Annotated in this window: 30 protein-coding genes; all 30 read right to left on the bottom strand. The window is 35.9% G+C overall.

Annotation, left to right across the window (positions count from 1 at the left end):
- Nucleotides 1-67: 67 nt before the first annotated feature.
- The gene (locus tag MHI33_RS03680) at nucleotides 68-1345 is read right to left on the bottom strand and encodes a tyrosine-type recombinase/integrase (RefSeq protein WP_044141490.1); all 1278 of its coding nucleotides are present in this window, start codon (nucleotides 1343-1345) and stop codon (nucleotides 68-70) included.
- Entirely contained in the window at nucleotides 1342-1551 is a 210-nt protein-coding gene (locus tag MHI33_RS03675) for a hypothetical protein (protein WP_044141489.1), read from the bottom strand. Before MHI33_RS03675 ends, MHI33_RS03680 begins: the two co-directional genes overlap by 4 nt.
- A complete protein-coding gene (locus tag MHI33_RS03670; protein ID WP_044141488.1) occupies nucleotides 1548-1757 on the bottom strand; it encodes a DUF3173 domain-containing protein in 210 nt (69 codons plus the stop codon). Before MHI33_RS03670 ends, MHI33_RS03675 begins: the two co-directional genes overlap by 4 nt.
- Before the next feature lie 272 nt (nucleotides 1758-2029).
- Nucleotides 2030-2530: a hypothetical protein gene (locus MHI33_RS03665; protein ID WP_216927604.1), complete on the bottom strand. Its 501-nt coding sequence runs from the start codon at nucleotides 2528-2530 to the stop codon at nucleotides 2030-2032.
- A 12-nt stretch (nucleotides 2531-2542) separates the two neighbouring features.
- Complete coding sequence (locus tag MHI33_RS03660; protein ID WP_436967813.1) at nucleotides 2543-3463, bottom strand: lysozyme family protein; 921 nt, start codon at nucleotides 3461-3463, stop codon at nucleotides 2543-2545.
- A 53-nt stretch (nucleotides 3464-3516) separates the two neighbouring features.
- Nucleotides 3517-5973 (bottom strand): CD3337/EF1877 family mobilome membrane protein, encoded by a 2457-nt coding sequence (locus MHI33_RS03655; protein WP_340909198.1) that lies wholly within the window; start codon nucleotides 5971-5973, stop codon nucleotides 3517-3519.
- Nucleotides 5974-5991: 18 nt separating this feature from the next.
- Nucleotides 5992-8487, bottom strand: coding sequence for an ATP-binding protein (locus tag MHI33_RS03650; protein ID WP_216927599.1), 2496 nt, complete (start codon nucleotides 8485-8487; stop codon nucleotides 5992-5994).
- Nucleotides 8426-8893, bottom strand: coding sequence for a conjugal transfer protein (locus MHI33_RS03645; RefSeq protein ID WP_340909196.1), 468 nt, complete (start codon nucleotides 8891-8893; stop codon nucleotides 8426-8428). Before MHI33_RS03645 ends, MHI33_RS03650 begins: the two co-directional genes overlap by 62 nt.
- An 11-nt stretch (nucleotides 8894-8904) precedes the next feature.
- Nucleotides 8905-9165: a hypothetical protein gene (locus MHI33_RS03640; RefSeq protein WP_216927597.1), complete on the bottom strand. Its 261-nt coding sequence runs from the start codon at nucleotides 9163-9165 to the stop codon at nucleotides 8905-8907.
- Nucleotides 9166-9185: 20 nt separating this feature from the next.
- Nucleotides 9186-10172 (bottom strand): conjugal transfer protein, encoded by a 987-nt coding sequence (locus MHI33_RS03635; RefSeq protein WP_340909193.1) that lies wholly within the window; start codon nucleotides 10170-10172, stop codon nucleotides 9186-9188.
- Entirely contained in the window at nucleotides 10153-10401 is a 249-nt protein-coding gene (locus tag MHI33_RS03630) for a hypothetical protein (RefSeq protein WP_268508524.1), read from the bottom strand. The genes MHI33_RS03635 and MHI33_RS03630 overlap by 20 nt, the downstream gene beginning before the upstream one ends.
- Before the next feature lie 256 nt (nucleotides 10402-10657).
- Nucleotides 10658-10813, bottom strand: coding sequence for a hypothetical protein (locus tag MHI33_RS03625; RefSeq protein WP_161792792.1), 156 nt, complete (start codon nucleotides 10811-10813; stop codon nucleotides 10658-10660).
- 27 nt (nucleotides 10814-10840) lie between these two features.
- Nucleotides 10841-10987, bottom strand: a complete 147-nt coding sequence (locus MHI33_RS03620) for a hypothetical protein (protein WP_340909189.1) — start codon at nucleotides 10985-10987, stop codon at nucleotides 10841-10843.
- A gap of 12 nt (nucleotides 10988-10999) precedes the next feature.
- Complete coding sequence (locus MHI33_RS03615; RefSeq protein WP_268508523.1) at nucleotides 11000-11359, bottom strand: hypothetical protein; 360 nt, start codon at nucleotides 11357-11359, stop codon at nucleotides 11000-11002.
- Nucleotides 11360-12115 carry a hypothetical protein gene (locus MHI33_RS03610; protein ID WP_340909183.1) on the bottom strand — a complete coding sequence of 252 codons (756 nt, stop codon included), beginning with the start codon at nucleotides 12113-12115 and terminating at the stop codon, nucleotides 11360-11362. It abuts the gene before it with no gap.
- 3 nt (nucleotides 12116-12118) lie between these two features.
- Nucleotides 12119-12934 carry a hypothetical protein gene (locus MHI33_RS03605; RefSeq protein ID WP_340909180.1) on the bottom strand — a complete coding sequence of 272 codons (816 nt, stop codon included), beginning with the start codon at nucleotides 12932-12934 and terminating at the stop codon, nucleotides 12119-12121.
- Nucleotides 12918-14156, bottom strand: coding sequence for a CpaF/VirB11 family protein (locus MHI33_RS03600; RefSeq protein WP_340909176.1), 1239 nt, complete (start codon nucleotides 14154-14156; stop codon nucleotides 12918-12920). The genes MHI33_RS03605 and MHI33_RS03600 overlap by 17 nt, the downstream gene beginning before the upstream one ends.
- On the bottom strand, nucleotides 14153-14545 hold the full coding sequence (locus tag MHI33_RS03595) for a hypothetical protein (protein ID WP_340909173.1): 393 nt from the start codon (nucleotides 14543-14545) through the stop codon (nucleotides 14153-14155). The genes MHI33_RS03600 and MHI33_RS03595 overlap by 4 nt, the downstream gene beginning before the upstream one ends.
- Before the next feature lie 30 nt (nucleotides 14546-14575).
- Complete coding sequence (locus MHI33_RS03590; RefSeq protein WP_340909171.1) at nucleotides 14576-14857, bottom strand: hypothetical protein; 282 nt, start codon at nucleotides 14855-14857, stop codon at nucleotides 14576-14578.
- A gap of 27 nt (nucleotides 14858-14884) precedes the next feature.
- Entirely contained in the window at nucleotides 14885-15142 is a 258-nt protein-coding gene (locus tag MHI33_RS03585; protein ID WP_283924293.1) for a hypothetical protein, read from the bottom strand.
- Between the two features lie 31 nt (nucleotides 15143-15173).
- Nucleotides 15174-15449, bottom strand: a complete 276-nt coding sequence (locus MHI33_RS03580; protein WP_340909167.1) for a hypothetical protein — start codon at nucleotides 15447-15449, stop codon at nucleotides 15174-15176.
- Between the two features lie 18 nt (nucleotides 15450-15467).
- On the bottom strand, nucleotides 15468-15749 hold the full coding sequence (locus MHI33_RS03575; RefSeq protein WP_340909164.1) for a hypothetical protein: 282 nt from the start codon (nucleotides 15747-15749) through the stop codon (nucleotides 15468-15470).
- Between the two features lie 22 nt (nucleotides 15750-15771).
- Nucleotides 15772-16050, bottom strand: a complete 279-nt coding sequence (locus MHI33_RS03570; protein ID WP_283924291.1) for a hypothetical protein — start codon at nucleotides 16048-16050, stop codon at nucleotides 15772-15774.
- Nucleotides 16051-16129: 79 nt separating this feature from the next.
- Nucleotides 16130-16399: a hypothetical protein gene (locus MHI33_RS03565; protein WP_283924290.1), complete on the bottom strand. Its 270-nt coding sequence runs from the start codon at nucleotides 16397-16399 to the stop codon at nucleotides 16130-16132.
- Nucleotides 16400-16630: 231 nt separating this feature from the next.
- Nucleotides 16631-16849, bottom strand: a complete 219-nt coding sequence (locus MHI33_RS03560; RefSeq protein WP_045035174.1) for a hypothetical protein — start codon at nucleotides 16847-16849, stop codon at nucleotides 16631-16633.
- Nucleotides 16850-16870: 21 nt separating this feature from the next.
- A complete protein-coding gene (locus tag MHI33_RS03555) occupies nucleotides 16871-19438 on the bottom strand; it encodes a thioester domain-containing protein (protein WP_340909158.1) in 2568 nt (855 codons plus the stop codon).
- A gap of 22 nt (nucleotides 19439-19460) precedes the next feature.
- Nucleotides 19461-20135, bottom strand: a complete 675-nt coding sequence (locus tag MHI33_RS03550) for a hypothetical protein (protein WP_340909156.1) — start codon at nucleotides 20133-20135, stop codon at nucleotides 19461-19463.
- Complete coding sequence (locus MHI33_RS03545) at nucleotides 20132-20476, bottom strand: hypothetical protein (RefSeq protein WP_340909153.1); 345 nt, start codon at nucleotides 20474-20476, stop codon at nucleotides 20132-20134. The genes MHI33_RS03550 and MHI33_RS03545 overlap by 4 nt, the downstream gene beginning before the upstream one ends.
- Nucleotides 20477-20482: 6 nt before the next feature.
- Nucleotides 20483-20740 (bottom strand): DUF3850 domain-containing protein, encoded by a 258-nt coding sequence (locus tag MHI33_RS03540; protein ID WP_249476507.1) that lies wholly within the window; start codon nucleotides 20738-20740, stop codon nucleotides 20483-20485.
- Nucleotides 20741-20819: 79 nt separating this feature from the next.
- Nucleotides 20820-21038: a hypothetical protein gene (locus MHI33_RS03535; protein WP_106032846.1), complete on the bottom strand. Its 219-nt coding sequence runs from the start codon at nucleotides 21036-21038 to the stop codon at nucleotides 20820-20822.
- Nucleotides 21039-21224 lie beyond the last annotated feature (186 nt).

Raw genomic sequence — 21224 nt, 5'->3', positions numbered from 1 at the left:
CTCTATTACAACTATTCCCATTCAATCGTAGTAGGTTCCCCAAACCCCTTTAAAACAAAGGTTTCTTTTAACCTTTTGCTTCCTTGGTGGGGTTTTTGGTGGGGTTCTTCTTATTTATCGCCTGATTACCATTGAATCGAAGTTTTGTTTCAGATGCAGTCTTTATTTTAATATTTCCAGCCATCATTTCTGCTATCGTATTATCTGCTCCAGTCCACATATGGGCATAATGCTTTAATGTGATTTCTGGACTTGAATGACCCATACGTTGGGATAAAACAAGAACTGAAACATTAAATTCATTGATGAGATAAGATGCATGTGAATGACGCAGCCCCTTCGCTTGTATCTTCTTCACTTCCGCCAATTTTGCATATCGAGAAAGCATCCTACCAATTGTTGATTTAATCATGGGCAAACCATCATAACTAAAGACAAAATCATCTACTTTTCCTAAACCTATAGCTAGCTGGCGTTCACGCCAAACTTTTAATATGTTTATAGTGTCATCATCAAGCGCAATGGTTCTCTTTCCATCTTCAGTTTTTGTATAAGAGTTTCTTTTCCATTCTGTCCTCGTTTTAAGAATCAACATATGATGGACACGCATACGCTTCTTCTTCAAATCAATATCACACCAGTTTAAAGCAGTTCCTTCATTCACTCTGATACCGGTCATGTAATACACCCATATCATAACAAAATTTAAGTGTTCATAAAAATCATCAATATATATTTGATTTATTACTTGTTCAAACTCTTCTTTTGTCCAATATGGAACAACTGCTTTACCTTTTGGTATTGCTTTAACTTTCTTTGATATATTGTATTCCAAATACTGCATATCAACTGCTTTATCTAAACTCTGTCGAAAGACACCAAAAACCATACTAGCGTAGGATTGAGAATATCCAGCTCCTCCCCTTTTTTTGCTCGTTAATAGCCATGTACGGAAATTTTGTACATCCTCAATTGAGATTGATCTAAGAGACATCGATCCAAACCTATCTTTTATTTTTTCAAGAATCCCTTCCTTAACTTCAAAGGTACTTTCTTCAACTTCTGTTTGGTAATAAGGTATATAGACTTGGTTCATGAATTGCTCATAAGTCATCTTATAATTCGAGAAGCTATTGACTTTATGGTATTCTCTTTTCAATCGTGTTAACTCTTTATTAGCCTCAAATGCTGATGCAAAGGGTTTTCCATTAGCATCTTTTCTTCCTTTTTTTCTTATCCTCTTACCTGTTATACGATCTATTCCAAATTCAGACTGATAAAAAAACCTTCCTTTTTCGTCTAAATAGACTCCCGGATATTTTGTTTTTTCTTGTTTCTTTTTCAAAGGTGATCATTTGACCTCCTTTTATTTATTTCTCCTTTTAATCTAGTTACCTCTTTATGAGCTTCAAAAGCAGACAAAAAAGGTTTACCATCACTTCCCACTTTAGATTTTTTACGTATTCTTTTCCCTTCACTCTGACACTCTATTTGATAAAAAATAACTCCGTTATCATCAATGTAAACATCATCATACTTAGTTCTCTTCATTGGGAAACTCCTCTCGCTTCTTCTGATAAGGACACCCCTAAAATAGATTCAACTACATCTCTCGGAACTCTTCCGAGCCTTTTATTATTATAATAAGGGCAACCTTTTTGAACCATGATTGCTTTTGCTTCTCTAATTAAATTCACAGCTTGATATTTTTTATATCCGATTTTGATCAGATCATCTTTACATATTGTCGTACCCATTAAAATGCTCCTTTCATAATACAAACTTTGCTTGACCTGCACATCATCAATAATCCTTTTTTACATTCTTCGTTTATTGCCTAAAGCTCAATTCAACTCTCACCCACTTCATTAAATTTCTGAAATAAATGACAAGAATTAAAAAACCATCATAGCTTTTCCTGATCTTTGGTCTCGATCAAGTTTGCTTTGATGGCTTTTATTTTGTTTAATGACTTTTTATAACGAATTGTGCTAGAACAAACTTTATTTAAAACAGGTAGGGAACTTCATTAATTACTCCCTTTCACTTGAACATTATCAACAATCCATCCACCTTTTTCTTTTTTCAATTCTGTTTGAATAATCAATTCCTGTTTCGTTGTAACAGCATTCACAGTAAGCGCAATTTTTACTTCATTCAAGTAAAGCTCCCTGTCTTCATCTACCTTCTTTGAATAGCTTTCGAGAGATAACAAATCTCCCTGCATTGTTACACTATGTTTTTCAGGACTCTTTGAAGGAAACGCATAACTCATAGCCTTATCGGTTGCTAGCTTTCTAACCGCACCTTCACGATCATCCGCATCTTCATATTGAAAGAACGCTTCAAAAAACTTTTGATTCATGTCAGCAGCTTCAGACTCTTCCAATTGACTCATTTTATTCTCAATTTTTTGTTTGTCTCTAATAGCTTGATTTTTTTCTTCATTCAATTTGTTGTAAGTCATGTAGTAGCTAAATGCCCCTAATATCAAAATGACACCACCTATTACCCAAAAAATTTTCTTCATGAAATAGACCCCCTAATTTTTTATTCTGCCAAATGAAACTAAATGGTCTCGCCAATATCCCTTTTTAAGATCAGAATATTGAACGCCACCATCGTTACTATTATACATTCTTCCTTCTCCTACATAAATTCCCACATGCGTGATGAATTTACCTTTATATGTGCCTGTAAAAAATACTAAATCTCCCGCAACTGCTTCACTTTCAGCAATCTTTTTTGTGGCTCCGTATTGTTCTTGAGCCGTCCTGGGTAAAGAAATACCCGCTTTTCTATACGCCCATTGAACAAGACCCGAACAATCAAAACCCGTTTTTGGAGTTGAACCAGCCCATTGATATGGATCACCTTCATACTTAAGGGCTTCGTTCATTACAGTTTCATATCCCTCCATAGCGCCGTTGACAGGCTTTACAGTGCCACCGCCCTTTAAATAACGCATAACATGATCTACATAGTTAGGATCACCGTAACTACGCCAACCCAATTTAAGAGCTTGGAATCTGCTAAATTCTAGCGCAAGAGCTTTTGTATACTTCCCTCCACGTTTTTTCACGAAGTCAATAAATCCACCACCATAATTGTAAGACTGTAATGTAAGACGCACGTCTCCACCTGCTTTTTTAAAGACAGCCGCAAAATGCTTTACTCCTACTTGAATGGAATACTCTGGACTTGTTATAGAGTTAGGCGGCAAACCTATTGATTCGCTTGATTGCATGATATCCAAGTATCTGCCCCCACTCTCCTGCATTGTCAGCGCCATGATGATGTTCAACTGATCGTAAACACCTTCTTTGCGGGCATATTTTTCAAATACGTGACGCAACCTTTCAATTTCTGGCGCAATGCCATTTGTCACGTACTCATCATCACCACCGCCAATTTCTTCTTTTTGGTTACTGCCCCCAAATATCAACACAACAACAACCAGCATTCCCACAAAAAATACGACTGGAAGAAAAGTAAAAAAAGCCGTCAATAGCTTTTTCATGACCCACTACCTCCTCGATCACTTTTGCTTTGACGGCGCTCTATTTGATCTATTTGATCTAATTCAATTTTTACGTGTTTTGGTTGCTGCTGAATTACTCTTTTGGTTTTTGGTTGTGTATCTGACGTCTTAACTGTTTCATTTTCAGTTTTTGGAACTGGTGCACTTACTTTTTCTTTTAGTTGTGTTTGTTCATTTCTTGCTACGTTAGCATTAGGAACAGGATTCACAGGCTTTTGATTACTGATACTTTCCTCTGTTAACGTTTTTTCAGAAACACCTTGATCGCTTCTTTCAACATCAACCTCATGAATTGATGTTGAACCCTTCGGACTATTGGTTTTTTCTTCTTCGGCAATATGTTCTTTAATTTGATCACTTCTCTCTACATCCACTTTCGGAATGGCATTTGAAGCATTTGTATTACTGTCGCCTTCTTCTTTCAGTTGATCTTTAGCAAGCTGTTCATTTCTCTCTACATCAACTTTAGGAATAACGTTAGAAGCACTTGTATTACTGTCACCTTCTTCTTTCAGTTGATCTTTAGCAAGCTGTTCACTTCTTTCAACATCAACTTTCGGCATGACATTCGAAGCACTTGTATTACTGTCACCTTCCTCTTTCAGTTGATCTTTAGCAAGCTGTTCACTTCTTTCAACATCCACTTTCGGCATAACATTTGAAGCACTTGTATTACTGTCACCTTCCTCTTTCAGTTGATCTTTAGCAAGTTGTTCACTTCTTTCAACATCAACTTTCGGCATAGCATTTGAAGCATCTGTATTATCCTTGTTTTCCTCCGCCAATTGATTAGAGGCTGCTAATTGACGCTTTCTTTCAACTTCTTTTTTCGCAGCTAAATCCCCCTTATTAAAATTATCCTGTGAAGTTCTATCAAATTTAGAATTGCCAGTAGTTGATTGATTTTGTGGCGCACTTCGTCTTTCCGCTGAATACTGTTGTTCCTCTTCTGCCTTTTTCTTTTGTTCAGCAGCTTTTTTGGCATCATGTTTCTTTTTCCATTCGCCAATACTACCTCCAACTTTATTTACACCTTCCCATGAAGGTTGAACGACGGATTTTCTAGTATTCTCTAATAAATTCGCATCCAGAGATTGAACTTTACCAGCAGTCACAAATTTGATGATCTTGTCACGTTTCAAGAAAGAAACAATTAGAATTGCTGATATAGCTGCCACATTTAAAAAGTACATTCCTAAATTTGTTGGCGGAATGGTTTTATTTGTAATGACGCAAATTGCATAAACAAATATCAATACAAATGTGAGCATAGCTTTCATCACAAATAAAGCAAGCATCCTTCCTAGCGACACGAATCCGCTATAAGCAAACTGGGGAACGTAGGAAAGAATGAACGCCATTGGAAGAAACAGGGCAATCGCAAGTATAATAATTTGAATCAAGAAATTAAGAAAAGGAATTAGAAAGAATGGTACACCAAGAGAAATGGCAGCAAGCAAACCTATAAATGAATAGCCTAACTGTGCGTAAATACTTCCCTCTGCAATACTCTGATTTTTATATTCCTTGACTTCCTTATCGTTAATAAATTTCTTTTTCGCACTTTGACCCTCACTAGTCAGTTTAAAAGAAAGCAGCGTATCTATTCGATCAAGACCACCTTCTCCATTACCTTTTTTCAAGATTGTTTTTTCATTTGGTGTACCGTAATTAGTAACCAAATATGGACTTTTCAACGCTGCGTCAAAATAAAAGTTTCTCAAAACGGCTGTTGTTCCTTTTAACTCCTGTCCCTTTTTCACATCGTCCATACTCAAAGAAGAATCGGTTTTCCCAGAAAAGGAATCAACCAATTTATTTCCAACATTTATAAGTTTTCCTTGTCCCTCAATTGACAAGGCATTAAGAGATTCAACCCAATATCCAGCTTTATTTACCCATAAGCCTGCCACAATCATGACAAGGAAAAATAAAGCTAGACGTCTCATACCGTCTTTAAAATTACCTCGTATCAAAAATAGATAGACTAGGAAGCCTATCAAAAACACAAAAATTATTTCCCCGAAGCTTTTTTTCAGAACATTGTACATCTGTTTAGAAACACTCGTAATAGCATCACTAAAGTTTTCAATTGGTTCAGCACTCATAAACAAATCCATCGCCTTATCAACGACAAGAACAATTATTTGTGTCGTGCCTAGCATTACATTGGACAGAGAAACGATAGTACCCTTTATCATTCCATCCTCAGCTTCGTTGTGGGCTTGATAATGTTCAAGTGGAAATCTACTAATTTCAAGCCCCACTCCTCCAACTTTTTCAACTTTTGGTTTGACCGTTTTATCACCTTCTTTATCGTCAGCTAAAGCAAATGAAAAAACACTAGTTAACAGAATAACCACGATTGAGAAAACCAATATTATTTTCCGTTTTATTTGAATCGCCCCCGATCCGCAAACAAAATAAGCCATGCTGCTCCACATGACTTCCTACAAGTATTGTTCTTCTGCATACGCAACCTCACTTTTATTGATGGTCTCGAAAGCCCCCATCCACTCTTCAAACAGGCATTCAATTGAAATTTTAGAGGTACGCCCATAAATATCTTTAAACAGACATTGCCCTTGAAACATTGACCCAAGCATCTTTTGATTTTCTTCACTTGGTTCAAGATTCATCCATTTCAAGACATCTTCCCTTTCACTAGGTTCGTCAAATGCAAAAGCGACACCAAAGTTTCCTTTGTCATCATCATGTAAAGCATCCTTTGTTGATTGTGAGATGAAGAATTCAGCATTATTATAAGAACGTCCAATACGTCTCATTTGACGTTCAACTTTTCTTCCCTGTGGCGAAGCTGTAAATATCCACGCTTCATCAATAAATTCTGCTGTTTTTTCATCCGCATCCATCCCGAACAATTCGCAAAACTTACCGAGTGCAAACATGACCGCACTAGACTTCATTTGTGACTTTGTGAAATTTTCTATCCGTTCCCCGAAGTCTGGTAAATCCATGTTCTCAACTTCCAAAATTGTTAAACGCTCTGTTAACGACAAGGAAGGATTTGAACCATCATGAATGAGTAACTTCATGATGGAGTCTTTGACTGATTCATAAAGATAGTCTCCTGCTTTTCTCACAGGTTCTTCTTCATGCTGCTGCATTTCATATATGACATGAAGCGATCCGACTTGGTCACCACGTTCTTTCATTTCTAACACTTTTGTTATCGCCCTCAAAAAAGCCGTACTTATGTCATCCTTGCCCTTAAAGCTATAAATTTGTTCAAAAATGACTTCAAGTAAATCTTTCGCTTTACTTGCCGGCATAAATGATACAGGGTCCAGCGCACCCCAGTTTTCTTTTTTCTCGTGATCAAGCGTTATAAAGTGATACTTCTTCAGATGATTAATATAGAGTGGAAACTCTTTGCGTGTTTGTGGATTGTTAATGATTTTTGTTATCCACTTCCTCATTTCTTTTTTGGGGTCAATGTATAGGGCTTTGACATCCATAAACGAAATATAGGTGTACAAGAGCTTTGCAAGGAACGATTTTCCGTTTCCTGTATCACCTGTAATTAAACAGTGTGGCGATCTTGTTTTAGAGCCTTTGATTTGCTGATTCGCTAAGAATGGATGATACAAAATGAAGTCTCGACTTGATCGAATGGCGCTTTCTAAATCTGTATGCTTATCAAAGCGATCTCCCCAACCAAGGAAAAAGCCAATTTTTGATCCTATAAAAGAATCAACACCTAATAAACATTCTGCGATCCCGCTTTGCGTTGTTTTTTGAATCCAGTTTTTGTCCATAAGATCAAGCTTTTGAGCAGGAAGCATTTTATAAAATAGGGACAGTTGATCAGCGATAGGAATTCTGCATTTAATCCCTGCCCCTTTCAAGTGCCTTACTACTAAACGTGCTTTCTCAGTGCATTCCTTTTTCGATCTCCCGTCAACTATTACAACCGCAAGCCAGTTAATTAAAGACACTTCTTCTTTCTTAATCTTGTTTTGTAAATCCTTGACGAGATAAGCACTTGTCATTGTTGACTGATCACTTTCGTCACCGAGACTATACTTTTCATTTTGCTCTTCTTTTAATTGTTGATGTTTGATATTTAAAGCAGCCTTTGTCATTCCTTTGCCTTCGACTTTTGCTTTAATATCAACTTCTACAGGAAAAGGTAAAGCTTGAACTTCAAAAAACAAATCACTGTTGACCATATTATCTAAATATTCGTCAATAACAACAAAAGATATATAGCCTTCATCTTGATCACTAGTGAGTTTTAACGTAGCTGGAATCGTTGGATCAATGACTGTATTCGTGATAGATTGTATGTCTCCACTCTCACTTTCCTCATCCACATCATGATATAAACCTCTTACAAAGTGATAACGATTAATATATTTCAGTTCACTTTCCTTCAACCTCTCGGCAAATACTGATGTAACTGTACTTGCCAAGTCATCTTCAATTTCTATATATTTCTTAAAAAATTCAGAAGAGATATCTTGTTCCCACCCCAACATATTGACTACTGTATCAGTAGCCGTATCAAGCATTGAAAATAGGTTGTCTTTCATATCAGCATCCAAGCTAAGCAATGACTTATTAAGTTTGATTCCAATAATGAAATCTGGTTTGGTCAATCTCCCTAAACGCTGATTCATTACATTGACTGTTTCTTGCATATAATAAGAAGCAACTTCCGCAGAATCCTCATGAATGTCTTTTTTCAAAACGTTTAATCGACCTTCCAAGTCAAATCTACTAGGATACATCATCAAGTGGAAGTCTTCATACTCTGTAATATCTTCATAAAACGAAGTCCATTTATCCTTGTATTCTTCTATTTTACTTCGGTTTTGTGATGGAATGGAACTGCTCTTGATCCGATAATACGCCCAAACATCACCGGATCTCGTCAAGATCAGGTTGTTGAATATACTCTTCATTGGTGTTTCCAGATTCAAAATTCTGCACCTCCCTTAATGGTTTAAATCGTATTTCTTTATGGTTAATAAATGGAACTTCACGATCATTACAAAATTTCTTTTTTGGGAACTTAATCATAATCAAATATTTTAAGACACCCCAGAAGTACAAATAAATATTTTTCCCCTCTGGTTTAACCTTGCTAACAAAAATAGTTAAAGCTAAAGGGATTCCAAAAATTACGATTAAAAATGTATTTTCAAAGGCGCTAGGAAATATCTTCCTAACACCTAAGAAAAAACCGAAACTAATTGCGACAAAAATAAAATAGTTGATCATAGGAATCAATTCTATTGCGAAAGGCAAACTGAATTTATCCGTAATCTTTTGTATTTTCTTTGGTTCGCGCATTGCCTTTCTATAATTGAATACCATTCTAGTCATTCTTCCACCTCTTATAAGAGTTTAAGTAATGCTCCACCCCATCCAGTAACCATAGACCAGTTTCGAACGGCAAAAACTAAGGCACTTGCAAGCACAATAATGCCAACGATTTTCCCAATACTCATCTTGATTAGAAATTTACAAACAACAAAGATGGTAACAATATAAATAGCCTGTTCCACAACCTGCTTTGCCCAGTCTCTTACGCCGCCTAATGTCGGTAAATCTGACCCTGCTTTTGCACCTAACACAAGAAAATCCAAGAATTCCATAAATACCACTCCTATTGATGTTATAGTTGATCCACATAATATTGACCGTTGTTTTTCACAACAGATAATGTAAAACGTTCTTTTACTGGCAAATTCGTTTCTTTTTCTTTAAAAATAGCAATGGACGACACTTCAAATCCATCACCTTTTTTATAAATTCGTATATTTTCAACATCACCAAATACCAAATGACCATTTAAAGTCTCTGGTGTTTTCATGACATACGACATGTCATCTTTTGATTCTTCCGCATATTTTCGGAAGAATGTATTTAGAAACTCTTTTATGGCAGCTGACTGATCCCCGTCATATTCCTCACGTTCCTCTAAGGAACCAGAAATATTGCCTTTAAGATCATATATTTCTGAAAGATAAGGCGTGCCACCCACCGCAAATTCATCACCTTTATGCTTCACAGGGATATTTAACAATGCTTGTTTATCTATCTTGTGTTCTTTCTTTTTGATCTTCACAACATTTTGGTAATTCACCTTATATTGAAAAAGTGAATCTCCATCACCTTTTTTGACATTGTAGAGGACAAAATCATTTAAAACTCGATCCCCCTGAGCACCAGATGTATCAAACCATGTTTCTTGATCTGTCTCATCATCCTTAACGAGATATTTCATCAAGGTATTTTGACGCTGTTCAGCAGCAGCCCTGTCATTTTTCACATTGATATACTGCTCAATGAATCCAGATAAGAAGCGTTCTCCTGCCACAATAGAAACTTCCTCTTTCTGCTTACTGTTTTGTTCTTGTTGTCTCGCAAGATCGTTCAAAGCTGACCTATTGCTAACAGACAGTAAAACCGCCAAGAAAGCAAAAAAGACAAGCGTTCCAATCATTGACCATATAAATATGGCAATCATTTTTGAACGATCTTTTTGAATTGATTTAGGTTTCTTTTCTGGCTTTTTCACACCTTTCAGCTTCTTCTTAAAAGCTGAAAACAATGGATTGTTTTCAATGACCATCTTACCGTCATTCTTTTTCTTTTTCATTTTCCCCCTCCTTTACTTTAATTGAAGATGTGAGCACACAAATGAAGCAGCAAAGAGCCAGTATTACCAAAGCAAAACCAGCAGAATTAGCAACAAAGTGACGTATAACAATAGATTCATGAGTAAACAATTTATACAGTGAGCCACCAAAAGCAATAAGTAGTATGAAAAACAATAAAGCAAGTGAAATATACCTAGCAATAGTGGCGACCCACTTCGAAAAAGTCATGATACCCCCCCCTTTCTTCAAGATACTTTATTGAATGGATTAGGTAACATAAGAAAAATAGAAGCTAAATATGTTATTTGCAAAAGCGTCAACCAATTTGAAATCGTAGGAGTCATGTCATACAAATAAAGCAATAGAAAGCTAATAACAGCAGATAAAACAGCAACAGCACCAAGAAAAAACAGTTTAATCATTGATAAAGTAATCTCACTTTTTAAATAAAAAGAGCAAGCCCCGAAAGACTCGCCCTAGAAAATTACTTCTTAAAAATTCCGAGAAGTTGTGATTTCATTCCGTTTAAAATTTCTGGAATCAAATCTGGAAAGAATCCATTTACTGCTACTCCCATAACTACAATTACTCCTGCTGCAACCATTCCCCAACCAATTTCTGTAATATTTTGACCTGTCATTTTTTCATTCTCCTTTGATTAACTTTTTTAATACATACCTTCTGTGATGCTTTCAATAAATACTTGAATCCCTGTCATAAAATCAGGGTAATGATTTTTAAAAATATAAACACACATTCCAAAGACCACAGCCCAACAGGATAGCATTCCTATCCTAATAATATGACGGCTCATTTACCTCCCCCCTTACCTAATTAAAGACAACGCCCCTCCTTTTACTTCGATCACTTCTTTATGACCACCAAGCTGAAAGTTATATGTTGTGGTAATTTTATAAGAGACCTCGCTCCCATATGGTAAAGTCTCGTTTAATGAGGTACTGTGAACTTGAAAACTGCCCCCATACGCTTCTTTGTTCTTCTTCTCAATTTCCTTAAGAGCATTTGAATTCAACCCCCCATTCCTTTCAATTTGATAGTTAACCTGTTGCTTAAAATCATTGGTCTGATTCAACCGAATACAATATCCTGCCACATCAATAATTAAAGAAATTGACAGAAGAGCAATATAGATTTTAAAAAACGTCATTTGAATGCCGTCTAACATTTAACCGCCCCCAAATTGAATAGCTTTTAGACTATCCACTAGAAGAGAAATGAAAAAGACTAGCACGACAGCAACGACAGGCATTGTTATTTTCATTGGAAAGTTCATAAACTTTCCATGCTTATATTCAATAATGTCATCCACCACTAAGAATAATTGTTCGCTAGTCATCTTCCCTAGCTGATAGATGATCGAATCGTCTTTTGAATTTTGGTGATATTCAAAGAGCGTTATCATAAAGAGCTTTGACCTATCGCTGCCACTCGTTCTATTTGCAAAATCAATAAATGCCTGAACATCATCGGGACGTTCATGCAAGTCTATTAGCAAATCCCCCAAAGCATCTTTTAGAACACCTTCTTTCTCCCTTTCTTTCATTTTTTGAAATGCAGAATAGATTGTTGTCTTGTTTTCCAATAAATAAATATAAATTTCTTTGGAAAACTCCAAGAAAACAAGCTCCTTTTGAAAGCGAGCTGCATTGAATTTTGACTTAACTCGCAGATACTCATAGAAATAAAAAGCAAGCGCAAGTCCTAAAAATACTAATGAAATCATGGGTTTCAGAAAGAATACGGGAATACCCATTAGCAAAAATAAGCAAGCCTTAAACAAACGCTGCTTCTGAAAACTGTTCACATTAGTTTCATTTAAGTAATCAATCATGTTTTTCAAATCGCTTTCGGCGATTTTTTCCCAAAAAGAAAAGACTGTCATAGATTGACCGCCTAAATTTGTCTTCTTTTTATTTTTCACGATTTAAATCTTCACCTCCGTTATGGTGTCATCGAAGTACTTTTTGTTAAATGAGTGGTACAGCCCAAATATAATAAGCAGGTACAAGGAACTCGTAATCATTCCCACCATAGTATGTGCATAGATGTTGATGAATTTTGGAATGGTGAACGAAAACATCAAAGCACCAATAAATGCTACTGAATAAAAAATCATCGTATTAAAGTCACGTCTACGAGCTTTTTTCATTTGAATAAATTTTTCCTGCTTCACTAGAATTTGATTGTGAAAGTTTTTAGTGTCTCGTAATGAATCAATAGATGTGCGCCCTTCGACTAACATAATTGCCAGTTGTTCCAAGAACTGATCAAATTGCACATCACTTTTATAAAAATCTCTCAACACACGAAACGCTTCAATTACTTCTTTTTCAGTTCCATCAACCAAAACAGCTCTTAAATCAATGAGTTTTTCTTGCAACTCCCCTTCTGCATAACCAGTACATGTAGAGAAGGTTTCCAACAAAGTCATATTCTCATTTGTTAGCATCTGGGTGATATTATTCAAGAACCTATTTCTTTCTTCAAGGGCTGCTTTTTCATAGTCGTTCTTGACCTGTTTTTGCATTAGAAAGAACCACCCGTATAAGCTCCCTATTAATCCTCCTATCAAAGCCATCCACCAATAATGAAAAAGGAGATATGAAAACCCACCAAAGCAAAGAAAAGGAACTACAGCGAATTTAACATATGCCTTCTTTTTTAATGGCTGCCCAAATGCTTGAGCCATTGCGTGAATTTCATTTAATCTATAGAGTTTCCTCTTACGCATTAACTTCATGCATAGTCAACCTTTCAGCAAGTTTTTCTTGCAACTCAATTGGAACTAATTTTTCCATCATTCTTTTGACAAAGTTGCTGCTTATTCTTCCACCATCATGATATTTGAAACCATCGTTTGTTAGATCACACCTAAAAACCGTCAAGACTTCACCATCTGGTAAAAACTCCACGATTTCTTTTAGATACCTAATTACTTTTCCATCTTTCCCAGTAATCTTTTCAAGATGTACTCCAAAATCTAAATAACTGTGAAGGTCTTGTTTCATTGATTCCTCATCAATTACATATCCCATCTTCATCATATTGATAAGTCTCGATACGATAAATCGAGGACCTGGTGTATGAATTCCAGCAATCAATCTATGACCAGACAAGGCAGCCTGTATCATTTCATAGGCTTCTTTACTTCTAACTTCCGCAGGAATTATCCAAACTGGATTATTTCTAAGTCCTGCTTTCACTAATTCTTCAATCCCTGTAGAAGCATTCGTAATCCATGATTTAATATCCTTATCAGGAAATAGAGTTTTCACGTGACTCTCTGGTGTATCTTCGATCATGATAATATGATCTTTGTAGTCAATCATGGAAATCAATAATTTTTGTAATTCTGTTTTACCAGTGCCAGTTTCTCCACTGATAATGACATTTGATTTTGACGCTATAATTGCTTCAAAAATTGCATAGACATATTCTGGCGCAAAAGCAGCAAAATTGTTTTTAGTAAGCGCCAATCTCGGTCGTACAATTCGCAATGCCATTGTAGTCCCATATTGAGCTATATTTTTGTGAACAGCATTTAAGCGCAAATTTCCATAGGTTGCATCTATAATTGGAGAATTGGGTGTAAACTCTTTTTTGCATGCATTTCCAAATTTTTTAATGATCTTCACAATATATTCTTCATCAATTTTCCCATATCGTATTTTCCCTGTGTTTGTTACAACATCAAGGTGTGTACCATTGAAAGAAATATCAGTAACGTCTTTATATTGCTCCATAATTTCTTCAATGACTCCAAACCCTACAATTTCCCTCATGGAATATTCCAAATCATCATCACTCAAATGGGGGAAATCTTTTTTAAGTGTTTCTTTCATCTTCTGTCTTTCTTGTGAATCAACGTAAGCATTCAACAAGTCAGAAGGATGGTGTCGTTTTAAATGCGCCCGAACCTTCTCTATCAATTGTTTTTGTTCATCAACTACAGCATTATTCATTTACGTTCCCCTTTCGGTCTATCGACAACTAATGTTGTTCGATAGGTTTTCTTTTTTTCATCTGTCAAAGCAATTTTTACAGCTTTCATTTTCCCATCTGTGTCTTTCAAATACTGATATTTGAAAGATGTTTTCCCAAGATTTACGTTGGATTTTTCTTTTAGCGAGCTTTCAAAATTCAATTCAAAAGCCCTCTCAGATAGCTCGACCTTTCCTTCTTCTGTACGTATGCTGTTATCAACGTTTCTCATACTGGCTATACGAGCCGATTCATTCATAGTGTTGATAATGCTATGTTGCTTGTAATCAGTCGTATAGTAATAGACAAGTATACTGACAACAAATATCACAAACGCCAGTAAGATCATTTTTAAGGGTAATTCCTTCAAATCCCCTCCCTCCCTTCAAAAATCATTTCTTCACCAATCAACTTCCGAGACATTGACACGTTCAAAAGACATTTCACATGCCCCATCGTCATTCATATGAGCATTGAAAGAAACAGTCACAAGGCTTAATTTGTAATTTCCTTCATTGTCCTTATCACCTAAAGTGATATTTCCTGTAAGATCAATGGCTCCATTTTCTCCACCTTTTATACGTTCGACAAGTTGAATATATATATCTTCTGCTAATGAAGAACAGCCGATTTCAGACATTTGTTTTTGATAAGCACCGTAATTAATAAAATTATGCTGCATAATCTTTAATTCTCCTTTCCAGCTCTCTCACTCTCTTTTTTCTAAGGTCAAATGATCAAATGACCATGATCGCCAAAGATGATCTCCTTTTCCTTCATTACACACAAAAGTCACCGATAGTCTATAGCGAACTCCTTCAATTTTGAAAAATTCAACAACGATGGCTTTTTCATCTACTGGAAAATGATCGAGTTCCATCACTATGCTGTGATAGACCCCTAAACATCCGACTCTTTCTAACTCATTCACCAAGTCATTTTGATTTTTCAAATAATCATAGCTCACTTTTCAACACTTCCTTATTTACCTTTAATCTTCATTCATTTTTTTCCAACCACAAGCAATCAAAGCGACAGACAGGTAAAGCAGCTATAGGCGTTTTAGCATTTTCATTCAAACCATCAATTGTAAAGAAGACTCTCAAAATATAAGAGTCTTCTCCTTCCTCCAAATTGCCCTCAACCTCAAACGACTCTGCCCCACTTGCAACATTCTCACGTAAAGCTCTTAAAAAAGAGCCACTAGGCGATTGAGAACCAACCCTTTGCAGCTCTTTTTGGAAAGTAGATATGTTTTCAAAAACAAATGACATTTTGTTATTCCCCTTTCTTTAGTTTTGCAACTCAAAGCCAGTATATAGGACGTCAATATATGTTTCTCCGTCTCTTGTTTCTGGAAGCAGCACCTCAAAATCCACTTCCAAAATATACTCTTGTCCATCCATTTCAATTTTCTTTTGAACGGAAAGTGTTCCAAATAGTTCTTCAGCCCTTGTAGACCTCATTTGATCTGTCGCTTCTAACCAGATGCTTTCCCATGCAATTCTAGCCTTTTTTTCAATTTCTGATAGAGCTTGTGCAAATTGCAAACCATTAGCAAAATGTAAAATCATTGTTTTTCCCTCCTTTTAAAAATTATTTTTGGACTTCATGACCAGAATAGATGACACCAACATACATTTCTTCGCCTCTATCTTCTGGAGGCTTAACTTGGAAATCTACTTTCAGATTACTTTCTTTACCTTCCAACATAATTTTCTTATGCACCGTAATGCTTTCTTCAATGATTCTAGAGAACATTATTTGTTGACCAACTTCCAGCCAGACACTTTCAGTTATATTACCTGCTTTCTTTTCAATCTCTGCAAAATCTTCATCAAAGTGCGTAGGGTTTTCCAATAACACATTTAACATTCTTATTCCTCCTTTTTTTTAGAAACAAAAAAGGACAGTCTTTTGACTATCCTTTAACCTAACTTTTATAAAAACCTGTTTATTGAACATTAAAAAGTGTTCTGCAATCATCAACGAGTTTCTCCATAAAAGGCGTATCTAATATTTTAAATTCATTGGTTAATTCCATAATTGCAAATGGCTTTTCAATATTTTGGGGATACTCTTTCTTTAAGAAATCGTTGGTGTCTTCCAAAGAAGCAGCATTAAGAGTAAAAACACGTTCATCAAGCACAATTAGAAAAAGCCTCATTGGGTCAGGATATTTCCCTCCAGTAGAAGCACCAAAATCTATAGGTCCAATTGCCATTACAATAACTCCTCCTTTCTTGAGCCTTGCCTAATCCCATCAACGGAAGCCCGTTGGATCGCAAATATCAATCCCCCTATTCCCCCGATTCTTCGGGGGACTCCCTCGCCGGTAGGCAGCTCAAAAGGTATGATGACCTTTTGAGACATTAAAAGGGTATTGGGGGCGCTGATTGTTTCAACTCCTTATCCTCACTACGTTCCGGTACCGTTGACACAAGCCTTAATCGCATCACCTGTGTTTAACAGTAGCAGCCACTTGTTTTTTCAACTGATAATTCTCTATTTCTAATTTTTTTATTGTTTCTAAAAACCAGTTCAAATCAGTTCTTGATACAGTCAAATAAGGATAAACTTCATATGGTGTCTTTGCCTTACTATATTTTTTCTTTGCCTTCTTATAGGTTGTCAAATGCTTGTATTCCACTTTTTGGTCGTTCTGTCCTTTCACACTTTCCCACCTCTCTGACAATTAATCAGACATAACCCAATCCAAATCCTTTTTAGTCCATCCTTCTGGCAATCCATTAGGAAATGGATCATTTGCATATACAGGTTTCAGCAACACTTCATCTTGATCTATGGTTTTACTGTCCATGTGAGCATACATGGACGCATAAAGCTCCAATTGTTCGGTGACTTCTGTCTTTATTAAATTGACACCCATTGGTTTTGACTTGATTTTCGTTTCGTAATTCCCCAAGTCTGACCAAATTGGCGTGTAAAATTTTCGCCCTCCGTCAATCAATTCATAAGAAATTCTTTTGTCTTTATCATTCACCTGTTGATCGCTGAACAGGTTGCCTGTGTGTCGCTCAACGTTTATATGCGGAAGCTCATACACAAGGTCATAGACTGACGTTTCTCCCTGTTTTTTGTTAGTCGCTTTCGTTTGTTCCATAGTAATCATCGAGTTATCGCCGCTTTTTTTATACGACAAATAACTATCGACTAAACGTGTGGGAACTTCAAAGTCAAATGATGGCTTAATGCTGCTGCCAATTTCATTTTCATAATGAAGATCAATTTCACGTTTCGTTCCATAGCCCGTTTTCTTCTTTTCAATTTTCGCTAATGGGAAAGTAAGTGTTTCATAATAAACCTTTCCTGCTGATGGCGTTTTTTCAGTCATCACAACGCCTTTGTATGACAATTCTTTTTGCTTTTCAGAAGTTGCCTTGATCGTTTTTTCGCTTGCTGCATATCCATCCGTACTCAATGTAGATGCAGCAGCATCAATTTTAAAATCATTTTTGTCGAAGCCTGTGAATTTTACAGTGTAAAGAGCCTTGTCATTAATCTTCAAATACTTTGCAGGGATTGTCATATTAATCTTCTTAGGCAATTCTTTTGCGGTATACGTTTTTGACGTGACCTTTGTCGTGCCACGATATAGCGCCACTGTGATTTTTTTGTCAGCCATATCTTTCAAGCTAGACTTGTAATTCAATTCCTTTGATAAATACACTTTGACAGGAAGACCCTTTTCCCATTGCGCTGTATAAATTTGTAGCTTATCAAACGATAGCTTTGCCAATGGCTTATCATAATGATAATTGATGACAATATTCTTGCCGCCAATCGTTCCACTTTCTTTGTCTCCTGTTGCTTTCACATAACGGTATGTGTATTCACCATCCTTAATTGTAGGATGTTTTTCGGTATATTTTTCACCACGAACCTTTTTATATTTCTTGGTTGCTTTGATCTTATCGCCTGTACGGTTGTCATAATAATTGACCGTCACAGACCTCTCCAGATTGTAATAAAACTTGATCGTCACATCTTTGCTGCCTAATGTACCCGTTTTCTTGTTGGTGTTCACAGGGATGAATTTTTCTTTCCCTTTTGCAATGGACTTTTTAGGAGAAAATGAATACGTTGAACCTATGTTTCTTGTGTAGCTCTCCTTTTCAAGAACTTTTCCTGAATATTCATCAATGTGCTGCACATTGATTTTCTTTTGGCGCACTTTAAATACAGCAGTAAAAGATGTTGTATTATTCGGGTCAGTATACCAATCCCCATAACCCAAAACCTGTGTATTTCCTCCACTAGGCTTCGTTATTAAAGGTTGAAATATTTTCATGTTGCTGCCTAATTCCCCAGTGCTGTAATTATATTTTTTATCTAAATCAGCTTCTAGATGTATTTTCTGTTCCCCATAAACTTTCATTTTACCTTCAGTTACCTTCTTACCACTTGTTTCATTAACTAAAGTTATACCAATAGGAACAGAAACTATAACATAATTCTCTTTGTCCGAATTAAGTTTCGTTGTTTCAGAAATTTGCTTGTTTCCCTTTACAGCTACAGTCAGTTTAGTATTTGTGAATCTTACTTTTCTGTTTAAATCTTTTCCATTCAAGACTAAATCCCACAATTTTTCATAGCCAGGGAGATTCTTTCCCAAATCACCATTTGAATACAGCCTATCGAGTATTAAAGAAGTAATTACAATCCCTTGCTTTCTATTCGTAAAAATATTACCTTGACCACCCCAACCATAATACAAAGCCCTTTGTACCTTTTCGTTGTCGTAAGGAACAGATTCTTTATACTTTGATCCCGTTGGGGGAGACGCTTTAGAATGCTGAAAACAAAATGCTTGTTTACCGTCTACTCTAAAATCCCCTACTACTGAACCACGATAATTAATTGCACCTTTATATTCAATCTTGGGCGCTGCTGCCTTTGCTTTATCAGTAGCAAAAAACGAGAATATGAAAGATAAAACTCCTTTATCATTCTCTTCAATATCGCTTTTTAATAATAGTTCTTGATCTTTGTCCCCCTTCTGAATTAAACCTTCTAGCGTTGCTTTCTCTCGTTTACCATCAACGGACATATACAGAACTTCACCATTAATTTCTAAATAGCCATCAGAATTTATACCGAAGGTTTTCACGCCTCCCTCAGTCGCTTCCGCTTTCGGAAAAACAGAAAGCATAACCACAATCATGAGTAAGACTATACTTTTAAATGATCTCCTTCTAATCATTAAAAATTTTTCACCCCCTAAAAATAAAAAGGTGCTCAAATTTTTGAACACCTTCAATTAATTACTTATTCAATTCATCCCAAGGGACACCATTTAAGTCATTAGCATCAAACGTACCAGTTTCATAAGTCGAATCAGAATTTTTTATTTTCCCCCCGCCAGTTTTTTCACCTGTAGTAGATGTTCCACCAGAAGAACTAGGGGACTTTTTAGGAACAGCAGTTGATTTTTTAGGCGCACTGGATTTACTTCGTTGATTTGAACCATCATTACTCACGTATTTCTTTTTTGTTTGAACATTTTTTGAAGGACTAGAAGAACCAGTTGTATTTCTATAAACCTTCGGTTGTTCTTTCTTCACTACTGGAGCTTTACTAACACTTCTATTGTTACTTCTTTTCGGTTCACTGGAAGCAACAATTCTTTCTTTTTGTTGCGGCTGCTCACTAACGACCTGCTGTTGCTGTTTTTCGACTTTCTTGACCTTTTTAGGCTTTTCTTCCTTAACTTTTTTTACTTCCTTCTTCTTTACTTTTTCTTTTTTCGTTTCTTTTGTTTCTTTTGTTTCTTTTGTTTCAGCCTTTGTTTCTTTTACAACAGTAGCTGTTTTTGGTTGCTCTTTATCTTGTGTCTCCTGCTTCGCTTCATTTTTAGCATTAGCAGAGAAACCCCAAATAGTTCCACCAACTAATACGCCCGCCAACCCTAGACTAATTACAACTTTTTTCGCTTTCATAGTCTCCCCGACCTTTCTCTTTTCGTTTTATTCTTAATACAATTATACCATTTTTTGTACTTTTTTGTTTTTTCCAAATAATTGATGTAGTTCACTACCTTGCTATATACTTGCCGAACACTGCTTTTATCAAGAAATATCTTGGTACTGGTCATTCTTCCGTCATCCATAAATTTCGTTTTGTAAAATGAATAACGATATTCTGAATAACCTTTTATACGCTCTCCCTCAACCACTAAAAACCATTCTCTACTTATCTGCCTTACATAAACCTTAGAAGGAACACCAACCATAAAACCCAAATTAAATAGTCTATGATCTAACCCTTTCCATTGGCTCATGTTACCTCACACAGCTTGATCCAATTTAAGTCTTTTAAAATTCAAGACAACATAATCATCCTGCTGCTGATAGTCCGTAATGAAGCTAATTCTCCCTAATACGCACCTTCCTGTATAATTCCCATCTTTATACTCACGTAACTGAATCAAATCCCCCACTTTAAAGTCCCTATCATTTTTTCGAATTTCAAAGCATTTATGACCTGTTTTACAAGCCCAAAAGTATTGAGGTAGTATTTTTAATTCATGAAATCCTTCCTTCAAGAAAATCTCCCCTTTCTTATCCAAACAAAAAAGGACAGTCATTTGACTATCCTTTAAAATCATTCATGTAAATTAATTTTCATTTCTGATGATTCTTTTTTAACACCTCAAAAACTTCTTCGATATAAGGTTCGTCTTGATTGATGACAAGATAATTATTAAATGGCTTTTTACCATCTTTTTGTCTACCTTCTTCAATACTCTTTAAGACTTTACTTAATTCATTTAAGAATCCTTGCTCAATATCTTTTGGAACATACGAAGAAAAATCCTTTAAGTTTATAACAGCGAATTTCAATTTAAATTCACACCCACTTCAAATAATTTAAAGAAAAAGATTTCTTCCCCCTATTCCCCCAATCATGGGGGACTCCCTCGCCGGTAGGCAGCTCAAAAGGTGTGATGACCTTTTGAGACATTAAAAGGGTTTGGGACGCTGATTGTTTCAACTCCTTAATGCTCCCTACGGTGCGCTTACCGTTGA

The sequence above is a fragment of the Bacillus sp. FSL K6-2971 genome, from assembly GCF_038006405.1.
GTDB classification, from domain to species: Bacteria; Bacillota; Bacilli; order Bacillales; family Bacillaceae; genus Bacillus; species Bacillus pumilus.
The sequence above is the reverse complement of the archived record's forward strand: the minus strand, read 5'-3'. Positions and strand labels throughout refer to the sequence as shown.